Genomic DNA, 15,888 nt, shown 5'->3' with positions numbered 1-15,888 from the left:
TAAGGGTCCTAGCTATTTTTATTTTTAAGCAAATCACGTATTTCTTGAAGAAGAACAATCTCTTCTTTAATAGCAGCAGCTTTTTTCTCTTCCTCTTTTTTCTTAAGTTTATTTAAAAGCTTAATGAAAATAAAAATAGAAAAAGATACAATTAAAAAGTCTAATATATTTTGAATAAACTGTCCGTATTTAATAGCTACAGCATCACTATCTCTGGAAGCTGCTCTTAGTACATATTCTAAATCTTTAAAATCTACACCACTTGTAACTAAACCAATTATAGGAGTAATTATATCTGTTACTAATGAAGTAACTATTTTACCAAAGGCTCCTCCTATAATAACACCTACTGCAAGATCTATAACATTACCTTTTACAGCAAATTCTTTAAATTCCTTCCACATAAAAGTACCTCCTTCGTTTTTTAACACTATAATAATATAAAAAATAGAAAAAAAACAATAAATTTCTTTAAAATCATTCACATTTTTACTAAAATTTATTAAAATTAGATATAGGAGGGGTAATTTTGTTAAAAAGGAAAAATTTAAAAGAAGTTATTTATATTGAAATAGATAAAATTTATAGTATTATAGTTATTTTATTATTATTATCATTAATGATTTTTTTGATGAACTTTATTTCCATAAAAATTACTTTAAGTGTAATAAAGGTGTTATCAATTATAATCAGTATCTCAATTATGATGATTACTAATACGTTACATAATAAGTCAAATAATCAAAGTTTTTATTTTTTAACTTCAACATTTTTTATAGCGTCTATATTTAATATTATTGACTTCATATCTAAAGAAACTATAAATGTGTACGATGATAAGATGTTAAGATTTTCATATATTTTCCCAAAATTGTTAATTTCAATTATGTTATTTATGAATCTGTATTTTATTAATAACGGTAAAAAAACAAATACTAAAATAAAATATTGGACTACAATAGCATGTGTATTTTTGTTGTGTTTTATAATAAATAGTTTTATAAACGATTTTTATACTCTTAACATATATATTATTGGTATATCCATAAGCTTTTTATTATTCGCATCAATAAAAAATAGAAAATTTGGATTGTTAAAGGCTAATAAATTAAATTATATGTATTTTTATGTTAATTTTTTATTGATTTCTATTACGGTTAGAAGTATTAATATCATAGTATTAAAAAATATAACAACTAATATAATACATGAGTATGTAAATTTAATGGCATTTACAATTTTTTTTGGATGTATATTGCAGCAACTTTTAAATAACTCATATAATACAACATTCAAGGACATGCATACAAGAAATAATAGTTTAAGTGAGCTAAACAGTAAAATAATGGGTAAAAGTATGGAATTAGAATTTTCTCAAAAAATATTATCAAAAAGAGAAGATATGTTCAAAAATCTCTTTAAAAATATACCTATTCCCATGCTGCTTTTAAACTTATCAAATGGAAGAATTCTTTTCTCAAATCCAGCATTTTTATCTATCACGCAAATAAGTGGATTAAAAAAGGTAATTAATAAAAAAATATTAGAGTTTGTTAGATTTGATGATGAAAAGATATTTAAAGAAGAAAAATATAAAATTAATTTTGGGAAAATCTATGAAGCAGAGTTAATAAATAGAGGTGAAAAAACTTGTTTAGAAATTCAATTTCTAGAAATATCTAAAGAAGATGAACAGTGCCTTGTACTTATAACTGATATAACAGAAAAGATGAATATGTATGAGATTAAAACTAGAGTAGACCATAAAAAAATAGAAGAAAAACTTAGAAGTGATTTTTTATCAAATATTAGTCATGATTTAAAAATTCCTATAAATGTAATTTATTCAGCTGCTCAGTTAGAGAAATTACTTATATCAAATGGTAATATAGATGAAGTAAAGAAGTATCAGAGAATTGCAAAAGATAATTGTATTTCTCTCATTAGGTTAACTAATAATTTGATAGATCACTCTAGACTATCATCGGATTTTTTAAAACCAAGTTTGGAGTACTGTAATTTGGTTGAGATTATAGAAGATACAATTATGAAATTAGTTGAATATGTAAAGGGAAGCAAAATTGATTTAATATTTGATACTAATGAAGAAGAGGTTTATTTATACTTAGATAGGGATTTTATGGAGCGGATAATATTAAATCTTATATCTAATGCACTTAAGTATACACCTAGAAATGGGAAAATATTAGTTGAAGTTGAAGATTCAGAAGAATCAGTAGTAATAAAGGTTGAAGATAATGGGGTAGGAATGGAAGAGGAATTTGTTAATAGTGCTTTCACTAGATATGCACGAGGGAAAAACAATGAATATGTAAGAGAAAAGGGGACAGGTATAGGTCTTTTTGTAGTGAAAAATTTAATGGAACTACAAAATGGGGGTATAGAAATTAAATCTAAAGTTGGAAAAGGTACCTCTATATTTTTGAGTTTCAACAAGGAGCTTAAGGAGAATGAACATATTTGAAAAAATAGTTGATCGTTTGAAAAATAATACAAAGATAAATATGTTTTATGTTTCTATCGTAATCACAATATTAAGCTATCTAATAACTAAAGATTATAACGTTTTTTATATAGCAATAGAAATGTTGTGCGCATCCTTGACAATGGCTATAGTTTTTATAACTTTTACTAAAAAATATAAAAGTAATAGTATTTTTAATTATATAGGATATGGTTTCACTTTATTATGTTTTATTAACACAGTACATATAGTATTAATAAACTCTATGGAAGTTGGGCGTTTTGAAAGTAAAGGTACTATTTTTGTATGGTTAGCTAATAATTATTTAGAATATATGATTATAATTATTTCTACAATTTTTACTAAGATAAAACCTAAAGTTACAGACTTAATTTTTGCCTACTGTTTAGTAATATTTGGGGTAGGATTGTTTGCACTTTTCACTTTTAACTTTCAGGGAACAGCATCAGAGTATCTAATTGTAGGATATAATATATGGAAATATACCGCCATATTGTTTTTTGTTGCTTTACTTTTAATACATAAGTATAAATACTACATAGGAAGAAGTGAAAGTAAGTATTTGTATACATATTTAATTCTAGTATTTATATACGAATACATAGTAAAACTTTATTTTACTTTTAGTATACAACCCTTAGTATTTGTATACATAATTAAATATCTAGCTTACTATTTTTTATATAGAGCTTTAAATGAGTATATTTTATTTGAAAGTTATAGTAGTATGTATGATGATCTACTTAAAGTTGAGGATAGGCATATTCAGTTAAATAAAACATTAAATGATAGATTAAATATTCTAAAAGAAGTTAAAATTATTCTATCTAAAAGTGAAAAAAAATATGTTTCATTATTAGAATCAATATCAGATGGAATAATAATATTTCACTTTGATGAGATTTCGTATGCCAATAAAGCCTCAACTTATTTTATAGACATATCTTTAGATAAGGTAAAAAATATAACTTTAGGAGACACATTAGAAAAATTAGGGTTAAAGTATTCACTTTCTAATGAAAAGTTTTTAGAGGAGAGCGTAAACATAGAAATAGCTGGAGAAGAAAAATATTTAGATATTTATATGTTTGAATCAGAAGAAAACACTAAAATATTATTTATTAAGGATGTCACTGAAAAGAACATTAACTATAATCTTAAAATAGAACTCCAAAAATATTTAGGAGAAGAAAATGTTAAAAATGAATTTTATGCTAATATATCTCATGAACTTAGAACACCAATAAATTTAATATATACTTCTCTGCAGATTAAAGAGTTATATATACAAGATAATAATTACGAGGCTATAGAAAAAAATACAGTAGTTATAAAACAAAATTGTTTAAGACTTATAAGAACTATAAATAATTTTATAGATGCTAATAAGATTTCAGAGAATTATTTAAGACCTAACTACGGTATTTATAATATTGTGGAATTAGTAGAGAATGCAGCCCAAGCATCAGTTAGGTATATTGAAAAAATGAAAATGTCGTTGGTATTTGATTCAGAAAAAGAAGAAATATACACTATATGTGATTGGGAATTTGTACAAAGAGCTGTTTTAAACCTATTATCAAACTCAGTAAAGTTTGGAAAAGTAGATGGGGATATATATGTAAATATATATATAAATAAAGATAAGCTTTGTATAAGTGTAAAAAATAATGGGCCTGGAATATCTTCAGACATTAAGCCTTATTTATTTGATAGATTTACTAAAATAAATAAGTCATTAAATAGAGATAAAGAGGGAAGTGGCCTTGGATTATATTTGTGTAGAAGTTTAATAGAACTTCAACAAGGAGAGTTAGTACTTATATCAGAAGAAGAATATGGAAATGAATTTTTAATAACATTCCCATATGAAGAAATACATATAGAAAATAAAGATTCTATATATAAATCTTTTGAAATTAATGATTTAGTAGAAAAAGTTGATATAGAATTTTCAGATATTTATTTATCAGATATCTAGACATTGTGGGTTAGGAGTGAAGAAATTCACTCCTATTGTTTTAATGGAAGCTTAATTATAAACTTACAGCCTTTATTTATATCACTTATTAATCTTATAGAACCTTTATGTTTAAGAATAACAGCCTTGGTTATAGCAAGCCCTAGTCCTGTTCCAGGGTTTTTACTAGTTCTTGATTCATCTCCTCGTGTAAATGGATTAAACATACTCTCAGACTTATCATTAGGTATTCCTATACCATCGTCTTCAACAATTATATTTATATACCTATTGTCTTTATAACAGCTAACGGTAATAGTTGTGTTAGCAGGATTATATTTAGTGCTGTTTATAATTAAATTACTTAAAGCTCTATCTAGATTTTCATTATCAAAAGAAAGATATATTGCTTCATCTGGAATATGAAAATTATAATTAAAGCCATTTTCCTCCATTAAAGGAATATATGAAGCTATTAAAGTTCTTAAAAACTCGCAGATATCACCTTCATTCATGGATAATTCAAAATCCCAAGAATCTAATTTTGAATAATCAAATAAATCCAAAATTAAGTTATTAGCTCTTTCTGAGTTTCTTTTTATTACAGAAAGATACTTTATTTGTTCCTCTTGGGAGAGTTGTATGTTTTCCATTAGATAATCAGAATACCCAAGTATGGAGGCTAAAGGTGTTTTTAAATCATGAGATATATCTAAAATAAGCCTTTTTCTAGCTTCTTCAGATTTTTCTTTAAGACTTATCTCTTCCTCTATTTTAGAGGCCATAATGTTAAAGGCATTACTCAAATTTTTAAATTCATTTTTATTATTTAGATTTATCCTAGTAGTATAGTTGCCTGAAGCTAGCTTGTTAGCACCATGAGTTAAAAGCTTAAGAGGTGTTAAAAAATAGGAGGAGGTTATTCTAGAATAAATATAAAAAACTGCAAGAAATATTACTAAGAATATTCCAAGACAGATAAGTATAAATTGTTTAACTGTAATTCTCTTTGGTGATAATTCAATTTCAGTGTATTTTTCAGCTGGAATGGCTAAAACCATCAAAAAGTTTCCTTTATGACTATAAGAAGTTCTATAGAAAAAAGTATTACGTCTTTTTGCTTTGCTTTCAGGAAAAAGTCCTGAATAAGCCTCATAAGAAGATGTTATGGAATTAATATTTTCTATAGTGAGTTTCTTTTTATCAAAAGGAGGTTTTACATTTCCAGTTGTATAAATAATATTATTGTTATTGTCGACTATTGCCATATAGCCGCCCAGTTCAGTTATATAACTTGCATCTATATCCTTATAGTTATCCTTTATGAAGTTTTTAGGAGATGTTGCATCAGATATATCAACATTAAAATAAAATAGAGCAACAACCGCACTAGATAATAAGGTTAAAATCAAAACAAAAAACATAAGTATAAAGGATATAACATAATTTTTAAGTAAAAAATTTGCTAGAGTTTTTCTTTTTCTAAGTCGAATAAGTCTAAAATACTTACGCATTATTTATCTTCTCCATTTTATAACCAATACCTCGAATAGTTTTTAGATATTGAGGTTTTTTAGGGTCTTCTTCAATTTTATCCCTTATATGACTTATGTGAACCATTATAGTATTATCATCACCATAATAAGTATCTTCCCAAATAGTTTCGTAAATCTGTTTTTTAGTATAAACCTTACCTGGGTTTTCAATTAGAAGTTCTAATATCTTGAACTCCTTAGCATTAAGCTCTAGAGGAATATTATTTCTAAGAACTTCACAGCTAGTTTTATCTAGAATTAAATATCCTAAGATAACTCTGTCATTTTGTTTTCCAGTTGCATATTTATAGTATCTTCTAAGTTGAGCTTGTATTCTAGCTGTAAGTTCAATTGGGCTAAAGGGTTTCACCATATAATCGTCCCCACCAAGACCAAGACCTAAAATCTTATCCTCGTCATTTCCTCTAGCTGTAAGAAAAATAACAGGAATTTCGCTAGTATTTCTTATGTGTCTTAATATGTTAAATCCATCTACAAAGGGAAGCATAATATCTAAAACTGCTAAGTCTATATCATTAGTATCGAAGATATCAATAGCCTTTTTCCCATCCTCAGCTAAAAAAACAGTATAGTCTTCCTTAGATAGGTGTAGTTTAATTAACTCTCTTATATCATTATCATCTTCTGCAATCAAAATGTTCATCTATAAAACCACCTTTTTAAAACATTCTATGTAAATTATAGCATATAAACGAGAAGTTCTGTTTTCAAATTTTACAATATAGAAAATAAGCCTGTTTATATATTATAAAATTAGAATAGTAATTATTAAATGCACATATAGTAAATTATGGAGTGAGGTGTTGTTATGAAAAATATTTTTAAAGTAAATGGAAAATTTAATTTGATGGAATTACTTGTAAGTGTTGCAATTCCTTTGGGTGGAGGTTTACTTGTAGGATATTTAAATAAAGGATCCATGGGAACATATAATAGCCTAGAAAAGCCCTTTTTTTCTCCACCGTCTATAGTATTCCCTATAGTATGGCCTATTCTATACATATTAATGGGAATAGCTGCTTATAGAATACGAATGTTAGGAAAGGAAGGGAAAAATGTTGCATCAGGTTTATTTACTTATTATATTCAGCTATTATTGAACTTTTTATGGCCATTCATATTTTTTACTTTTAGATTATATGGAATATCATTTATTGAATTAGTTATACTACTTATTTTTATTATAATAACTTTTATACATTTTATTATGAAAGATAAAGTGGCTGGACTTTTATTAGTGCCATATTTAGGATGGACTACTTACGCTGGAGTACTTAATTTTTTTATATGGTTTTTAAATGAAGCTTAAAGTAGCTAGACATCAGATAAATATTCACCTTTAAAAAATTCACAAAATAAGGTATAATGTATAAGGCTCCTAAGTTTTGGAGCCTTATTAATTTGGAAGAGGAGATGTTTATGGCTAAAGCTCTTTTTGTTATGGAGAAACCTTCTGTAGCAATGGATTTTATTAAAATCCTTAAAATTAATGGTAATAGAAAAGATGGATACATAGAAGGAGATAAGGCTGTTTTTACTTGGTGTGTAGGACATATGGTCAGCATGAGTTATCCTGAAAAATATGCGCCACAATATAAATTCTGGAATTTAAAAGATCTTCCCTTTTTACCTAAGGAGTACTTATATGAAATTATTCCTAGCGTAAGCAAACAATTTAACATAGTTAATAGTCTACTAAATAGAGAAGATATAGATAAAGTGTATGTTTGTACAGACTCCGGGCGAGAAGGAGAGTATATTTATAGACTTGTAGATAAAATGTCTGGAGAACCTAAAAAAGATAAATTTAGAGTATGGATAGATTCACAAACAGAGGATGAAATAAAAAGAGGTATTAAAGAAGCTAAACCTCTTTCTTATTATGATTCATTAGGGGATTCAGCTTATTTAAGGGCAAAGGAAGATTATCTTTTAGGAATAAACTTCTCAAGAGTATTAAGCCTTTTATACGCAAAGAATCTTTCCTCAGTATTAAAGGAAGATAAGGTTGTTATAGCGGTTGGAAGAGTAATGAGTTGTGTTCTTGCAATGGTAGTTGATAAAGAAAGAGAAATAAGAGAATTTAAGAAAACACCATTTTTCAAAATAAACGGTAACTTTTTATTAGGGGAAGAAGATCTTATTTTGGAATGGAAAAGTTATGAAGGATCAAATTATTATAATTCTCATCTGCTTTATAATGAAGGAGGCTTCAGGAAAAGAGAAGATGCGGAAGGTTTAATAAATAAACTTAAAACTTTTAATGAAGGTGAAATAGTTGAAATAAAGAAAACAAAAGAAAGTAAAAATGCTCCATTATTATTTAACTTAGCAGAACTTCAAAATGAATGTACTAAAAGATTTAAAATTAGTCCTGATGAAACTTTAGGAATAGCTCAAAAATTATACGAGAAAAAGATGTTAACCTATCCAAGAACGGATGCAAGAGTATTATCAAGCGCAGTTGCAAAAGATATAGGGAAAAATCTTTCAAGTATATATAAGAATGTTAAAGAGCCTTGGGTAAAGGAACTTTTGACTAAAATATCTGAAAATAAATGGTCATCTAAAATAGCCAAAAGTAAATATGTAGACGACTCAAAGATTACTGACCATTATGCCATTATTCCTACAGGGGAATATGCTTCAGCTGGACTTACAAAGCTTGAGATGGAAGTTTATGAGCTTGTATTAAGAAGATTTATAAGCATTTTTTATCCTCCAGCTAAATACAGCAAAACTAATATGAGCGTTGAGATTGAAAAAGAAAGATTTTATTTCTCCAAAAAAATATTAGTAGAGAAGGGGTATTTAGAGGTTTTAGGTAAAGAAGAAGCTGATGACAAGGAACTAGACATAAGTTCATTAAAGAAGGGTAAAAAGCTACCTCTTAAAGAACTTTCAATAAAAGAAGGGGAAACCACACCACCTAAAAGATATACAACGGGATCTATAATTATAGCTATGGAAAATGCAGGTAAACTTATTGAAGATGATGAATTAAGAGAACAGATAAAAGGTAGTGGAATAGGAACCTCAGCTACAAGAGCAGAAATAATAAAAAAACTTATAAGAATTGAATATCTTCAATCAAATAGCAAGACACAAATTTTAACTCCAACTAAAAAGGGAGAAATGATTTACGAGGTTATAAAAGAATCAATACCATCACTTCTTAATCCAATCTTAACAGCCTCATGGGAAAAGGGATTAGGTATGGTATACGGTAAAGAGATATCTTCAGATGAATTTATGCACAAGTTGGAGAGTTATACTAAAACAAATATAAATAAGGTTATGCACCATAGTAACTTAATCCTATCAAATATAAATAAGAAATTACTGAAAGTTAAGGTTGTATACGAATAAAGAGCCATTGCATTAAGTTGCATGGCTCTTTTTGCATATAAAGTTTTACAAAGTATTATGTAGTTAATTTTATTTAAAAAGCGAATCAACGTAATCCTTAGCTTCTCTTAAGCCTTCACCAGTTAATTCCCTATATCTTTTAATAGCCCTAATCTTATCATGTTTGGAAATATAAAGATTAAACTTTTCATCATCTATAGGAGGTTTAGGGGTATCCACAGCTCCAATATGATTCGCAATCTTTTCTAACAGCTTGTTTGTTCTTTTTATCTCATCATTTATATGGCCAATGCTAATCATTCCCAAAATAAATATAAAAGTTAACGCACCAAATAAAAAATACTCCATAGTTACTCCTTTCTTCACCAAATCAAAGATATCATTGTTTTAATATATTCTATTTTAAGTTTCAAAATCCTCTTTGAGTGTACTATTTTATTAGATTATGAATAAATAATGCAAAATCATATATAAGTGGAGCTAAAAATACTGTCATAATTCCAGCTAGCCCTATAGATAAAGAACTCATTGCACCTTCTGTTTCGCCTATTTCTAAAGCTTTAGACGTTCCAACGGCATGAGCAGCGGTTCCTAAGGATATTCCAACTGCTAATTCATTTTTGATTTTAAATATCTTACAAACGGTAGGTCCTACAATTGCTCCAGCTATACCAGATATTATAATTGCAATAACTGTTACAGGAACTATACCATTTAGGGATTTAGAAATTTCCATTCCTATAGGAGTTGTAACAGATTTAGCTAATAAGGACTTTATTAAGGTTCCATCTAGCCCTATGTAGTAGGATAAAACTATTATGCTGGCTATTCCAACAGAACTTCCAACTAAAATACCAACTGTAATAGGTATTGCATGCTTTTTCAATAAAGTTATCTGCTTATACAAAGGGACAGCTAAAACTACAGTAGCAGGACCTAAAAACATATTGATAAATTTCCCACCTTCTTCAAATTTTGAATAATCAATTTTGAACAAGAGTAAAAAGGATAAAACAATAATAATAGCTATTAAAAGAGGGTTAAAGAGAGGAAACTTAGTTTTCCTATATAAAAATAGTCCTATTTCAAAAGAAATTAATGACAATATAATTCCAAATAAAGGAGAGCTTATTAAACTACTCACTTTTTTCACTTCCTTTAGTTTTTTTATTTGATAGATATTGTACTATGGTTCCAGTTGATATAATTACTATAATAGTAGTTAAAATACATACAACAAGAAGCTTGTACCATGAATCTTTAATAACAGCTACAGAGGTTATTAATCCAACTCCTGCAGGTATAAAGAAAAAACTTAAATGATCAAGAAAGAAATTTGATACTTTTTCAACTTGATTAACTTTAACAATGTTAGTTAATAATAAAGTAAGTAAAATTAACATTCCTAATATGTTTCCTGGTATGGGTAAATTAAGTGCTTTAGATAAAAATTCACCTAAAAAATATACACTTAAAATGATCAGCAATTCTCTAAATAATTTCATATTAATCCTCCTTAAGTATACAGTTAACTTTATCACCATAGAGAAGATAAGTAAAATTTCAAATTGATATAGAATATATAGCTAAAACAATTACATTTTGAAGTTTTAATGGGACAAGGGGTAATTTAATAAAAACTAAAGAGAACCAAGGGTTAGGTTCTCTTTACATAAAAACATCTAATTTAAAAATTGTTAGTTATCTTTTTCTCTACAAACCAAACAGCTTTATACATTAAATAAGCGATTATAGAAAGTAATATTATGCTCATCATAACCATATCAAGTTGTGCTACCTGACCACCATAAACTATTAAAAATCCTAAACCTTCTCTTGCAACTAAAAATTCACCCATAATTACACCGACCCAAGAAAGTCCTACATTTATTTTTAATGCAGAGATTAAAGTTGGTATAGAAGCTGGAATAATTAAGTGTTTGAGAATTTGAAACTTATTTGCCCCAAAGGTCTTTAATAGAAGAATCTTTTCTTTATCAACTTCATTAAAACCAGAGGCAACACTTATAATAGTAACTATTATAGAAATCAAAAGAGTTATTACTATTATAGACTTAATTCCATTACCTGCCCAGAATATTATAATAGGAGCTAATGCAACCTTAGGTAATGCATTTAAAACAACTAAATACGGATCTAAAACTTTAGCTGTAAAGGGGGAAGTCCATAGTACTATAGCAACCAGTGTACCTAAAACTGTACCTAAAGTAAATCCGATTATGGTTTCATAACAAGTTACCCATATATGCCTTAGTAATATGCCACTATTATAAAGTGAAATTGTTGACTTTACAATTCTACTTGGTGAAGAGGTTAAAAAAGGATCTATCCATTTGTTGACAGCAGCTATCTCCCACAATAGCACAAAGGCAACAAGAATAAAAACCCTAACAAATCCAACCTTGAATTTTTCAATTTTTAAATTTCTAAGATAAAGTTTTTGACTTTGAGATATTTCGGCTTTATTATTGTTCATCTAAATCCCTCCATATTTCATCAAAATATTTTCTGAAGTTTTCCTCTTTTCTTCTTTTAAAAGGAGTATCTGCATTAGGAGAGAAGATTAGATTTAATTCTCTTTTTATATAAGCTGGTCTTTTTGATAATATAATTCCCCTTTTAGCTAAAGATATAGCTTCACTTATATCATGAGTAACCATAATAGCAGTTTTGCCTTCATTTTTAATTATTTCATAAACTTCATCACAAACCTTAAGTCTAGTTTGATAATCCAAAGCAGAAAAAGGTTCATCTAAAAGCAATAACTCTGGATCTAGAGTTAAAGTTCTAATTAAGGCAACTCTTTGCCTCATACCTCCAGATAAATCAGAAGGTAATCTATCTTTAAATTCCCATAAAGAGTAGGACTTAAGAAGTTCCTCAGCTTTAAGAAGCTTTTCCTCACTAAGTTGATGTTTTATCTTTAATGGAAGAAGTACATTATTCCACACAGAAAGCCATGGAAATAGATGATCCTTTTGAAACATATATCCCATTCTATCCTTGTGTAGTTCTATGGGCTCACCATTAAAAGTGATTTCACCAGAGGAGGGAGCTATAAGTCCACTTACGATGTTTAATAGGGTAGATTTTCCACAACCAGAAGGGCCTAAAATAGTTATAAATTCACCTTCAGATAGTTCAAGATTTATATTATTGAGAGTTTTAACTTCTCCAGATTTTGAATGATAATTTAAATTTATATCTTTAAGTTTTAATAAACTCATATTCTCACCTGCCTTTAAAATAATATGTACAAGGAACAGTTAATAGTGAAGAGAGAATAGTTAAGAGTTAAGGATGAAATTCGACTACATTTAACTCTTAACTATAAATTATAAATTTTTTATTATTTAGTATCAGAACATAAGAATACTATTTACTTAATTTAACTTCACTAACTGCTTTTTCAGAAAAACTATTATTAACTATTTTATTAAATTCAGGACGTTTAGGCATAAGTGAGCTGTCATAAGATTGTATAATATCCATTAACTTAGTTAGGTTTTCTTCCTTAACTGTTGGAAGCTCTGCAAATGCTTCAGCTTCCCTATAATTTTTAACAACATTAACTAAGATTCCTTCATCTGTTCCAGGGAAGAAAGAAGCTATAGCTTTTGCAACTTCTTCATCTGAAGCTTTAGCTACCCATAATTGACCCTTATAAATGGCATTAGTAAAGGAGTGAATGGTATCAGGATTATTATCCATATAAGATTTTGTAGCGAAGAATCCAGTATAAGCAATAGGACCTGCTTCTTTTCCTATAGAGCTAACAATATACGCGCCGCCATCTTTTTCTAAAACAGAAGCTGTAGGTTCAAATAAAGCAACATAATTTCCAGTACCTGCCTTAAAAGCAGCTGCTGTTGCAGTAAAATCTAAATTAGTAACAAAATTAACATCAACGCCAGGCTTTAATCCATGATTCTTAAGAACATATTCTAAAGTCATTTGAGGAACACCACCAGGCCTTCCTCCTATTACAGTTTTACCTTTTAATGAACTCCAATCAAAAATCTTCTCATCACTTCTGCTAACCAAAAATGAACCATCTCTTTGAGTTAAAGTTGCAAAAAGTACAGGATAATCTTCTCTACCTTGATTATTAATATAAACAACTTGTTCTGGACCTGCAAAACCTATATCAGCATTTTTACTAAGAACTTGCTGCATTGTTTTGTCTGCAACCCCTTCTAAAATACAAGTAGACAGAAACCCTGATAAAAACAAGGTTTCTGCCTATGTAATAATTATAAAATATTCTACAATAATTAGCAAGATTGAAAATTTAGATTAGGTTTAAGTAGAGATGCTATGTTATTCAGGGCTTATTTAGTAAATCATAAGATCTTATTATTGTTTTGTGCAAATGATAAGATTTCAATTTTATTACAGTAAAACTCTATATTTTCACTTTCAGCATCCCTAATCCAATATCGAGCCGAACACCAACCATCATCTTTTAGGTCAAGTATTTGAAATGAGATTAATTGAACATATGAATTTGAAATATAGAAATTCGCATTTTCAACCTCTGAAAATCTTATATTTAATTTATACTGTAGTTGATTATTTGTTATAGCAATAAACTCAATGTCTAAAACAAAAATATCCTCATAATACTCATTTAAATCTTGATGATAGTGTATATCAGAAATATACTTTAAATCATACCAACAAAAATCTTTATCAGTAATGATAGAAGGATATTTTTCAAAACCCTTCATATTGATCATCCTCTCATATTTTACTTTCATTTAATTTAGGTTTATTCCAGTATAAATTACAAACTTCATTTAGTTCATCTATTTCAATTACTTGACCAGCTTAATCAAAAATAACTATATTCTCTGCAACGAAAACTAAATTACACCTCTTTATGCATACTTAATTCATTGTATCCTTTATCAGTTAAGGCAAACCAGTAGTCCTCAACATAATTGTCACTACAATTTTCAAATTTAACTTGACCATTGCTTGGATCATCAAATAACTCAATTAAGCCTTCTTTTAATAATTCTGAAAGAATACTTATAACGGTGTATCTTTCAATCTGAATTCCGGTATTTTTTAAATAATTTTCTACATGAAAAATAGTTTCTTCTTCATACTTGAAGGCATCTAAGACAGTAATTTTTATTTTTAAATAATTCATATGTATGCTAAAACTCCTTATTAAATATGGTTATATTACCAAGTGAAATTGTTTTAGTAATATTACTTACAATACTCATTTAAATAAATTATACAGTATACAAGCAGTGGGTTACAATATTTTACATTGTAGACAACTAAGTTGATTTATAAAGTCTTATTGGCCTAGTTTATATTCTCCATAACTTCCTTTATTGTATAAATATGATACAATTTATTTATAATTGCAAAGTAATAAAAAGTAAAGGAGAATGGACTTAATATGGATAAGGAATTGTTTCAGAAAGCTTTAGAATTAAATGATGGAAGAGAACAACTTTGTAAAGAATTATTAAATGATTTGACAATAACCTTTATTAATAAATTTAATATTCATGATGAGGTTTTAGAATTTTTAAGAACATTTTCCTTTAATAGAAATTTAAGATTTAAACATGTATATTTTGATAAAGTAAATGATATTGCTGATAATAATACTTATGAAAGTAATATAAAATGTATATCAGAAGGTTTGTTAATAATAGGTTCAGGCTTAAATGGAGACTTAATAGTTTTTGATTTGATTAATCAGAAGGTGGGCTATGTATTTCATGACGATTTATGGGAAGATGAAAGCATAAATCCTAGAGATATACTTATAAGTTTAAATTGTACAATTGGGGAATTTTATTATAAAGCTATGATAGATGAAGATTTTCCAGTTGATGGGTTACAGGCAGAGCAATATATTAGTTAAGTCATAATATTAAAATATGACGAAGTAAGAAAAATATTTTATTGAGGAGTATAAATATGAAAATGGTATGTAAACTATGCAATATTGAAATAACAAAGCATTTGGTAGAACTACAGAATTTGAGTTTGTTAAATGAAAATGACGGTGAAGATTATATTCCTTCTGGTTTTTATATAGTTGGAGATGGAAGATATGATAGTAACTCTAAAGGGAAGATAATTATTAATTTGAATGATTTAATCAATTCAAAATATCACTCTGATACATCTCGATTAAATGGATGTTGTGGGCTTGATGGGTTAGATGGCATAAATACGGTTTGTATTAATAATCATGAAATTGGTACTGAAAACTCGGACTGTTGGATGGCTCACTATGTTACACTAGAACCAGGTATGATAGGATGGGGAGAAGATTAAGTGCTCAATTTAAGTTCGTAACTTTCTTATATATTATACAGATAAAATTAAATATTAAGTTATGATAATACCGTATTGTTCAAATGAATAAGCGGTATTTTTTAGTTCGTAATTTGAAATTATTGCGAAGTAAATGGTTCTTTGAAAATTGAATAATGCGGTAT

At 27.6% G+C, this 15,888-nt stretch carries 17 protein-coding genes; 6 read left to right on the top strand and 11 right to left on the bottom strand.

The features are described from left to right. Positions 1-8: 8 nt before the first annotated feature. A complete protein-coding gene (gene mscL, locus P8F83_RS08185; protein ID WP_326514209.1) occupies positions 9-404 on the bottom strand; it encodes a large-conductance mechanosensitive channel protein MscL in 396 nt (131 codons plus the stop codon). 125 nt (positions 405-529) lie between these two features. On the opposite strand from mscL, the gene P8F83_RS08180 reads away from it, so the two are divergent. Together P8F83_RS08180 and P8F83_RS08175 are read left to right on the top strand one after the other, a co-directional pair. Beyond that, a complete protein-coding gene (locus P8F83_RS08180) occupies positions 530-2,485 on the top strand; it encodes a PAS domain-containing sensor histidine kinase (protein WP_326514208.1) in 1,956 nt (651 codons plus the stop codon). Beyond that, positions 2,472-4,487, top strand: a complete 2,016-nt coding sequence (locus P8F83_RS08175; protein WP_326514207.1) for a sensor histidine kinase — start codon at positions 2,472-2,474, stop codon at positions 4,485-4,487. Before P8F83_RS08180 ends, P8F83_RS08175 begins: the two co-directional genes overlap by 14 nt. 32 nt (positions 4,488-4,519) lie before the next feature. Here P8F83_RS08175 and P8F83_RS08170 read toward each other — a convergent pair whose 3' ends face one another. Continuing rightward, a complete protein-coding gene (locus tag P8F83_RS08170) occupies positions 4,520-5,980 on the bottom strand; it encodes a HAMP domain-containing sensor histidine kinase (protein WP_326514206.1) in 1,461 nt (486 codons plus the stop codon). Further along, positions 5,973-6,665, bottom strand: coding sequence for a response regulator transcription factor (locus P8F83_RS08165; protein ID WP_315112398.1), 693 nt, complete (start codon positions 6,663-6,665; stop codon positions 5,973-5,975). The genes P8F83_RS08170 and P8F83_RS08165 overlap by 8 nt, the downstream gene beginning before the upstream one ends. A 165-nt stretch (positions 6,666-6,830) precedes the next feature. Here P8F83_RS08165 and P8F83_RS08160 point away from each other — a divergent pair, with 165 nt between their 5' ends. Together P8F83_RS08160 and P8F83_RS08155 are read left to right on the top strand one after the other, a co-directional pair. After that, positions 6,831-7,331 carry a TspO/MBR family protein gene (locus P8F83_RS08160; RefSeq protein WP_326514205.1) on the top strand — a complete coding sequence of 167 codons (501 nt, stop codon included), beginning with the start codon at positions 6,831-6,833 and terminating at the stop codon, positions 7,329-7,331. 110 nt (positions 7,332-7,441) lie between these two features. Further along, entirely contained in the window at positions 7,442-9,391 is a 1,950-nt protein-coding gene (locus P8F83_RS08155; RefSeq protein WP_326514204.1) for a DNA topoisomerase, read from the top strand. Positions 9,392-9,460: 69 nt separating this feature from the next. Here the strand turns inward: P8F83_RS08155 and P8F83_RS08150 are convergent, their stop codons facing one another. The 8 genes from P8F83_RS08150 to P8F83_RS08115 form a co-directional block, all read right to left on the bottom strand. Next, positions 9,461-9,739 carry a ribosomal protein L7/L12 gene (locus P8F83_RS08150; RefSeq protein ID WP_326514203.1) on the bottom strand — a complete coding sequence of 93 codons (279 nt, stop codon included), beginning with the start codon at positions 9,737-9,739 and terminating at the stop codon, positions 9,461-9,463. An 82-nt stretch (positions 9,740-9,821) separates the two neighbouring features. Then, a complete protein-coding gene (locus P8F83_RS08145) occupies positions 9,822-10,535 on the bottom strand; it encodes an LrgB family protein (RefSeq protein ID WP_326514202.1) in 714 nt (237 codons plus the stop codon). Then, positions 10,528-10,896, bottom strand: coding sequence for a CidA/LrgA family protein (locus P8F83_RS08140; RefSeq protein ID WP_021801653.1), 369 nt, complete (start codon positions 10,894-10,896; stop codon positions 10,528-10,530). Before P8F83_RS08140 ends, P8F83_RS08145 begins: the two co-directional genes overlap by 8 nt. Before the next feature lie 182 nt (positions 10,897-11,078). Then, on the bottom strand, positions 11,079-11,888 hold the full coding sequence (locus P8F83_RS08135; protein ID WP_326514201.1) for an ABC transporter permease: 810 nt from the start codon (positions 11,886-11,888) through the stop codon (positions 11,079-11,081). Beyond that, positions 11,878-12,639, bottom strand: a complete 762-nt coding sequence (locus P8F83_RS08130) for an ABC transporter ATP-binding protein (RefSeq protein ID WP_326514200.1) — start codon at positions 12,637-12,639, stop codon at positions 11,878-11,880. The genes P8F83_RS08135 and P8F83_RS08130 overlap by 11 nt, the downstream gene beginning before the upstream one ends. Before the next feature lie 148 nt (positions 12,640-12,787). After that, complete coding sequence (locus P8F83_RS08125; protein WP_326514829.1) at positions 12,788-13,588, bottom strand: ABC transporter substrate-binding protein; 801 nt, start codon at positions 13,586-13,588, stop codon at positions 12,788-12,790. Positions 13,589-13,755: 167 nt separating this feature from the next. Next, positions 13,756-14,142, bottom strand: a complete 387-nt coding sequence (locus P8F83_RS08120; protein WP_326514199.1) for a hypothetical protein — start codon at positions 14,140-14,142, stop codon at positions 13,756-13,758. Positions 14,143-14,282: 140 nt separating this feature from the next. Beyond that, a complete protein-coding gene (locus tag P8F83_RS08115) occupies positions 14,283-14,570 on the bottom strand; it encodes a hypothetical protein (RefSeq protein WP_326514198.1) in 288 nt (95 codons plus the stop codon). Positions 14,571-14,831: 261 nt separating this feature from the next. Here P8F83_RS08115 and P8F83_RS08110 point away from each other — a divergent pair, with 261 nt between their 5' ends. Both P8F83_RS08110 and P8F83_RS08105 read left to right on the top strand, forming a co-directional pair. Then, positions 14,832-15,305 (top strand): hypothetical protein, encoded by a 474-nt coding sequence (locus tag P8F83_RS08110; protein ID WP_326514197.1) that lies wholly within the window; start codon positions 14,832-14,834, stop codon positions 15,303-15,305. 56 nt (positions 15,306-15,361) lie between these two features. After that, positions 15,362-15,724, top strand: coding sequence for a hypothetical protein (locus tag P8F83_RS08105; protein ID WP_326514196.1), 363 nt, complete (start codon positions 15,362-15,364; stop codon positions 15,722-15,724). Positions 15,725-15,888: the final 164 nt, after the last annotated feature.

Source organism: Clostridium intestinale (assembly GCF_035905475.1).
Lineage (GTDB): Bacteria > Bacillota > Clostridia > Clostridiales > Clostridiaceae > Clostridium_T > Clostridium_T intestinale.
The sequence above is the reverse complement of the archived record's forward strand: the minus strand, read 5'-3'. Positions and strand labels throughout refer to the sequence as shown.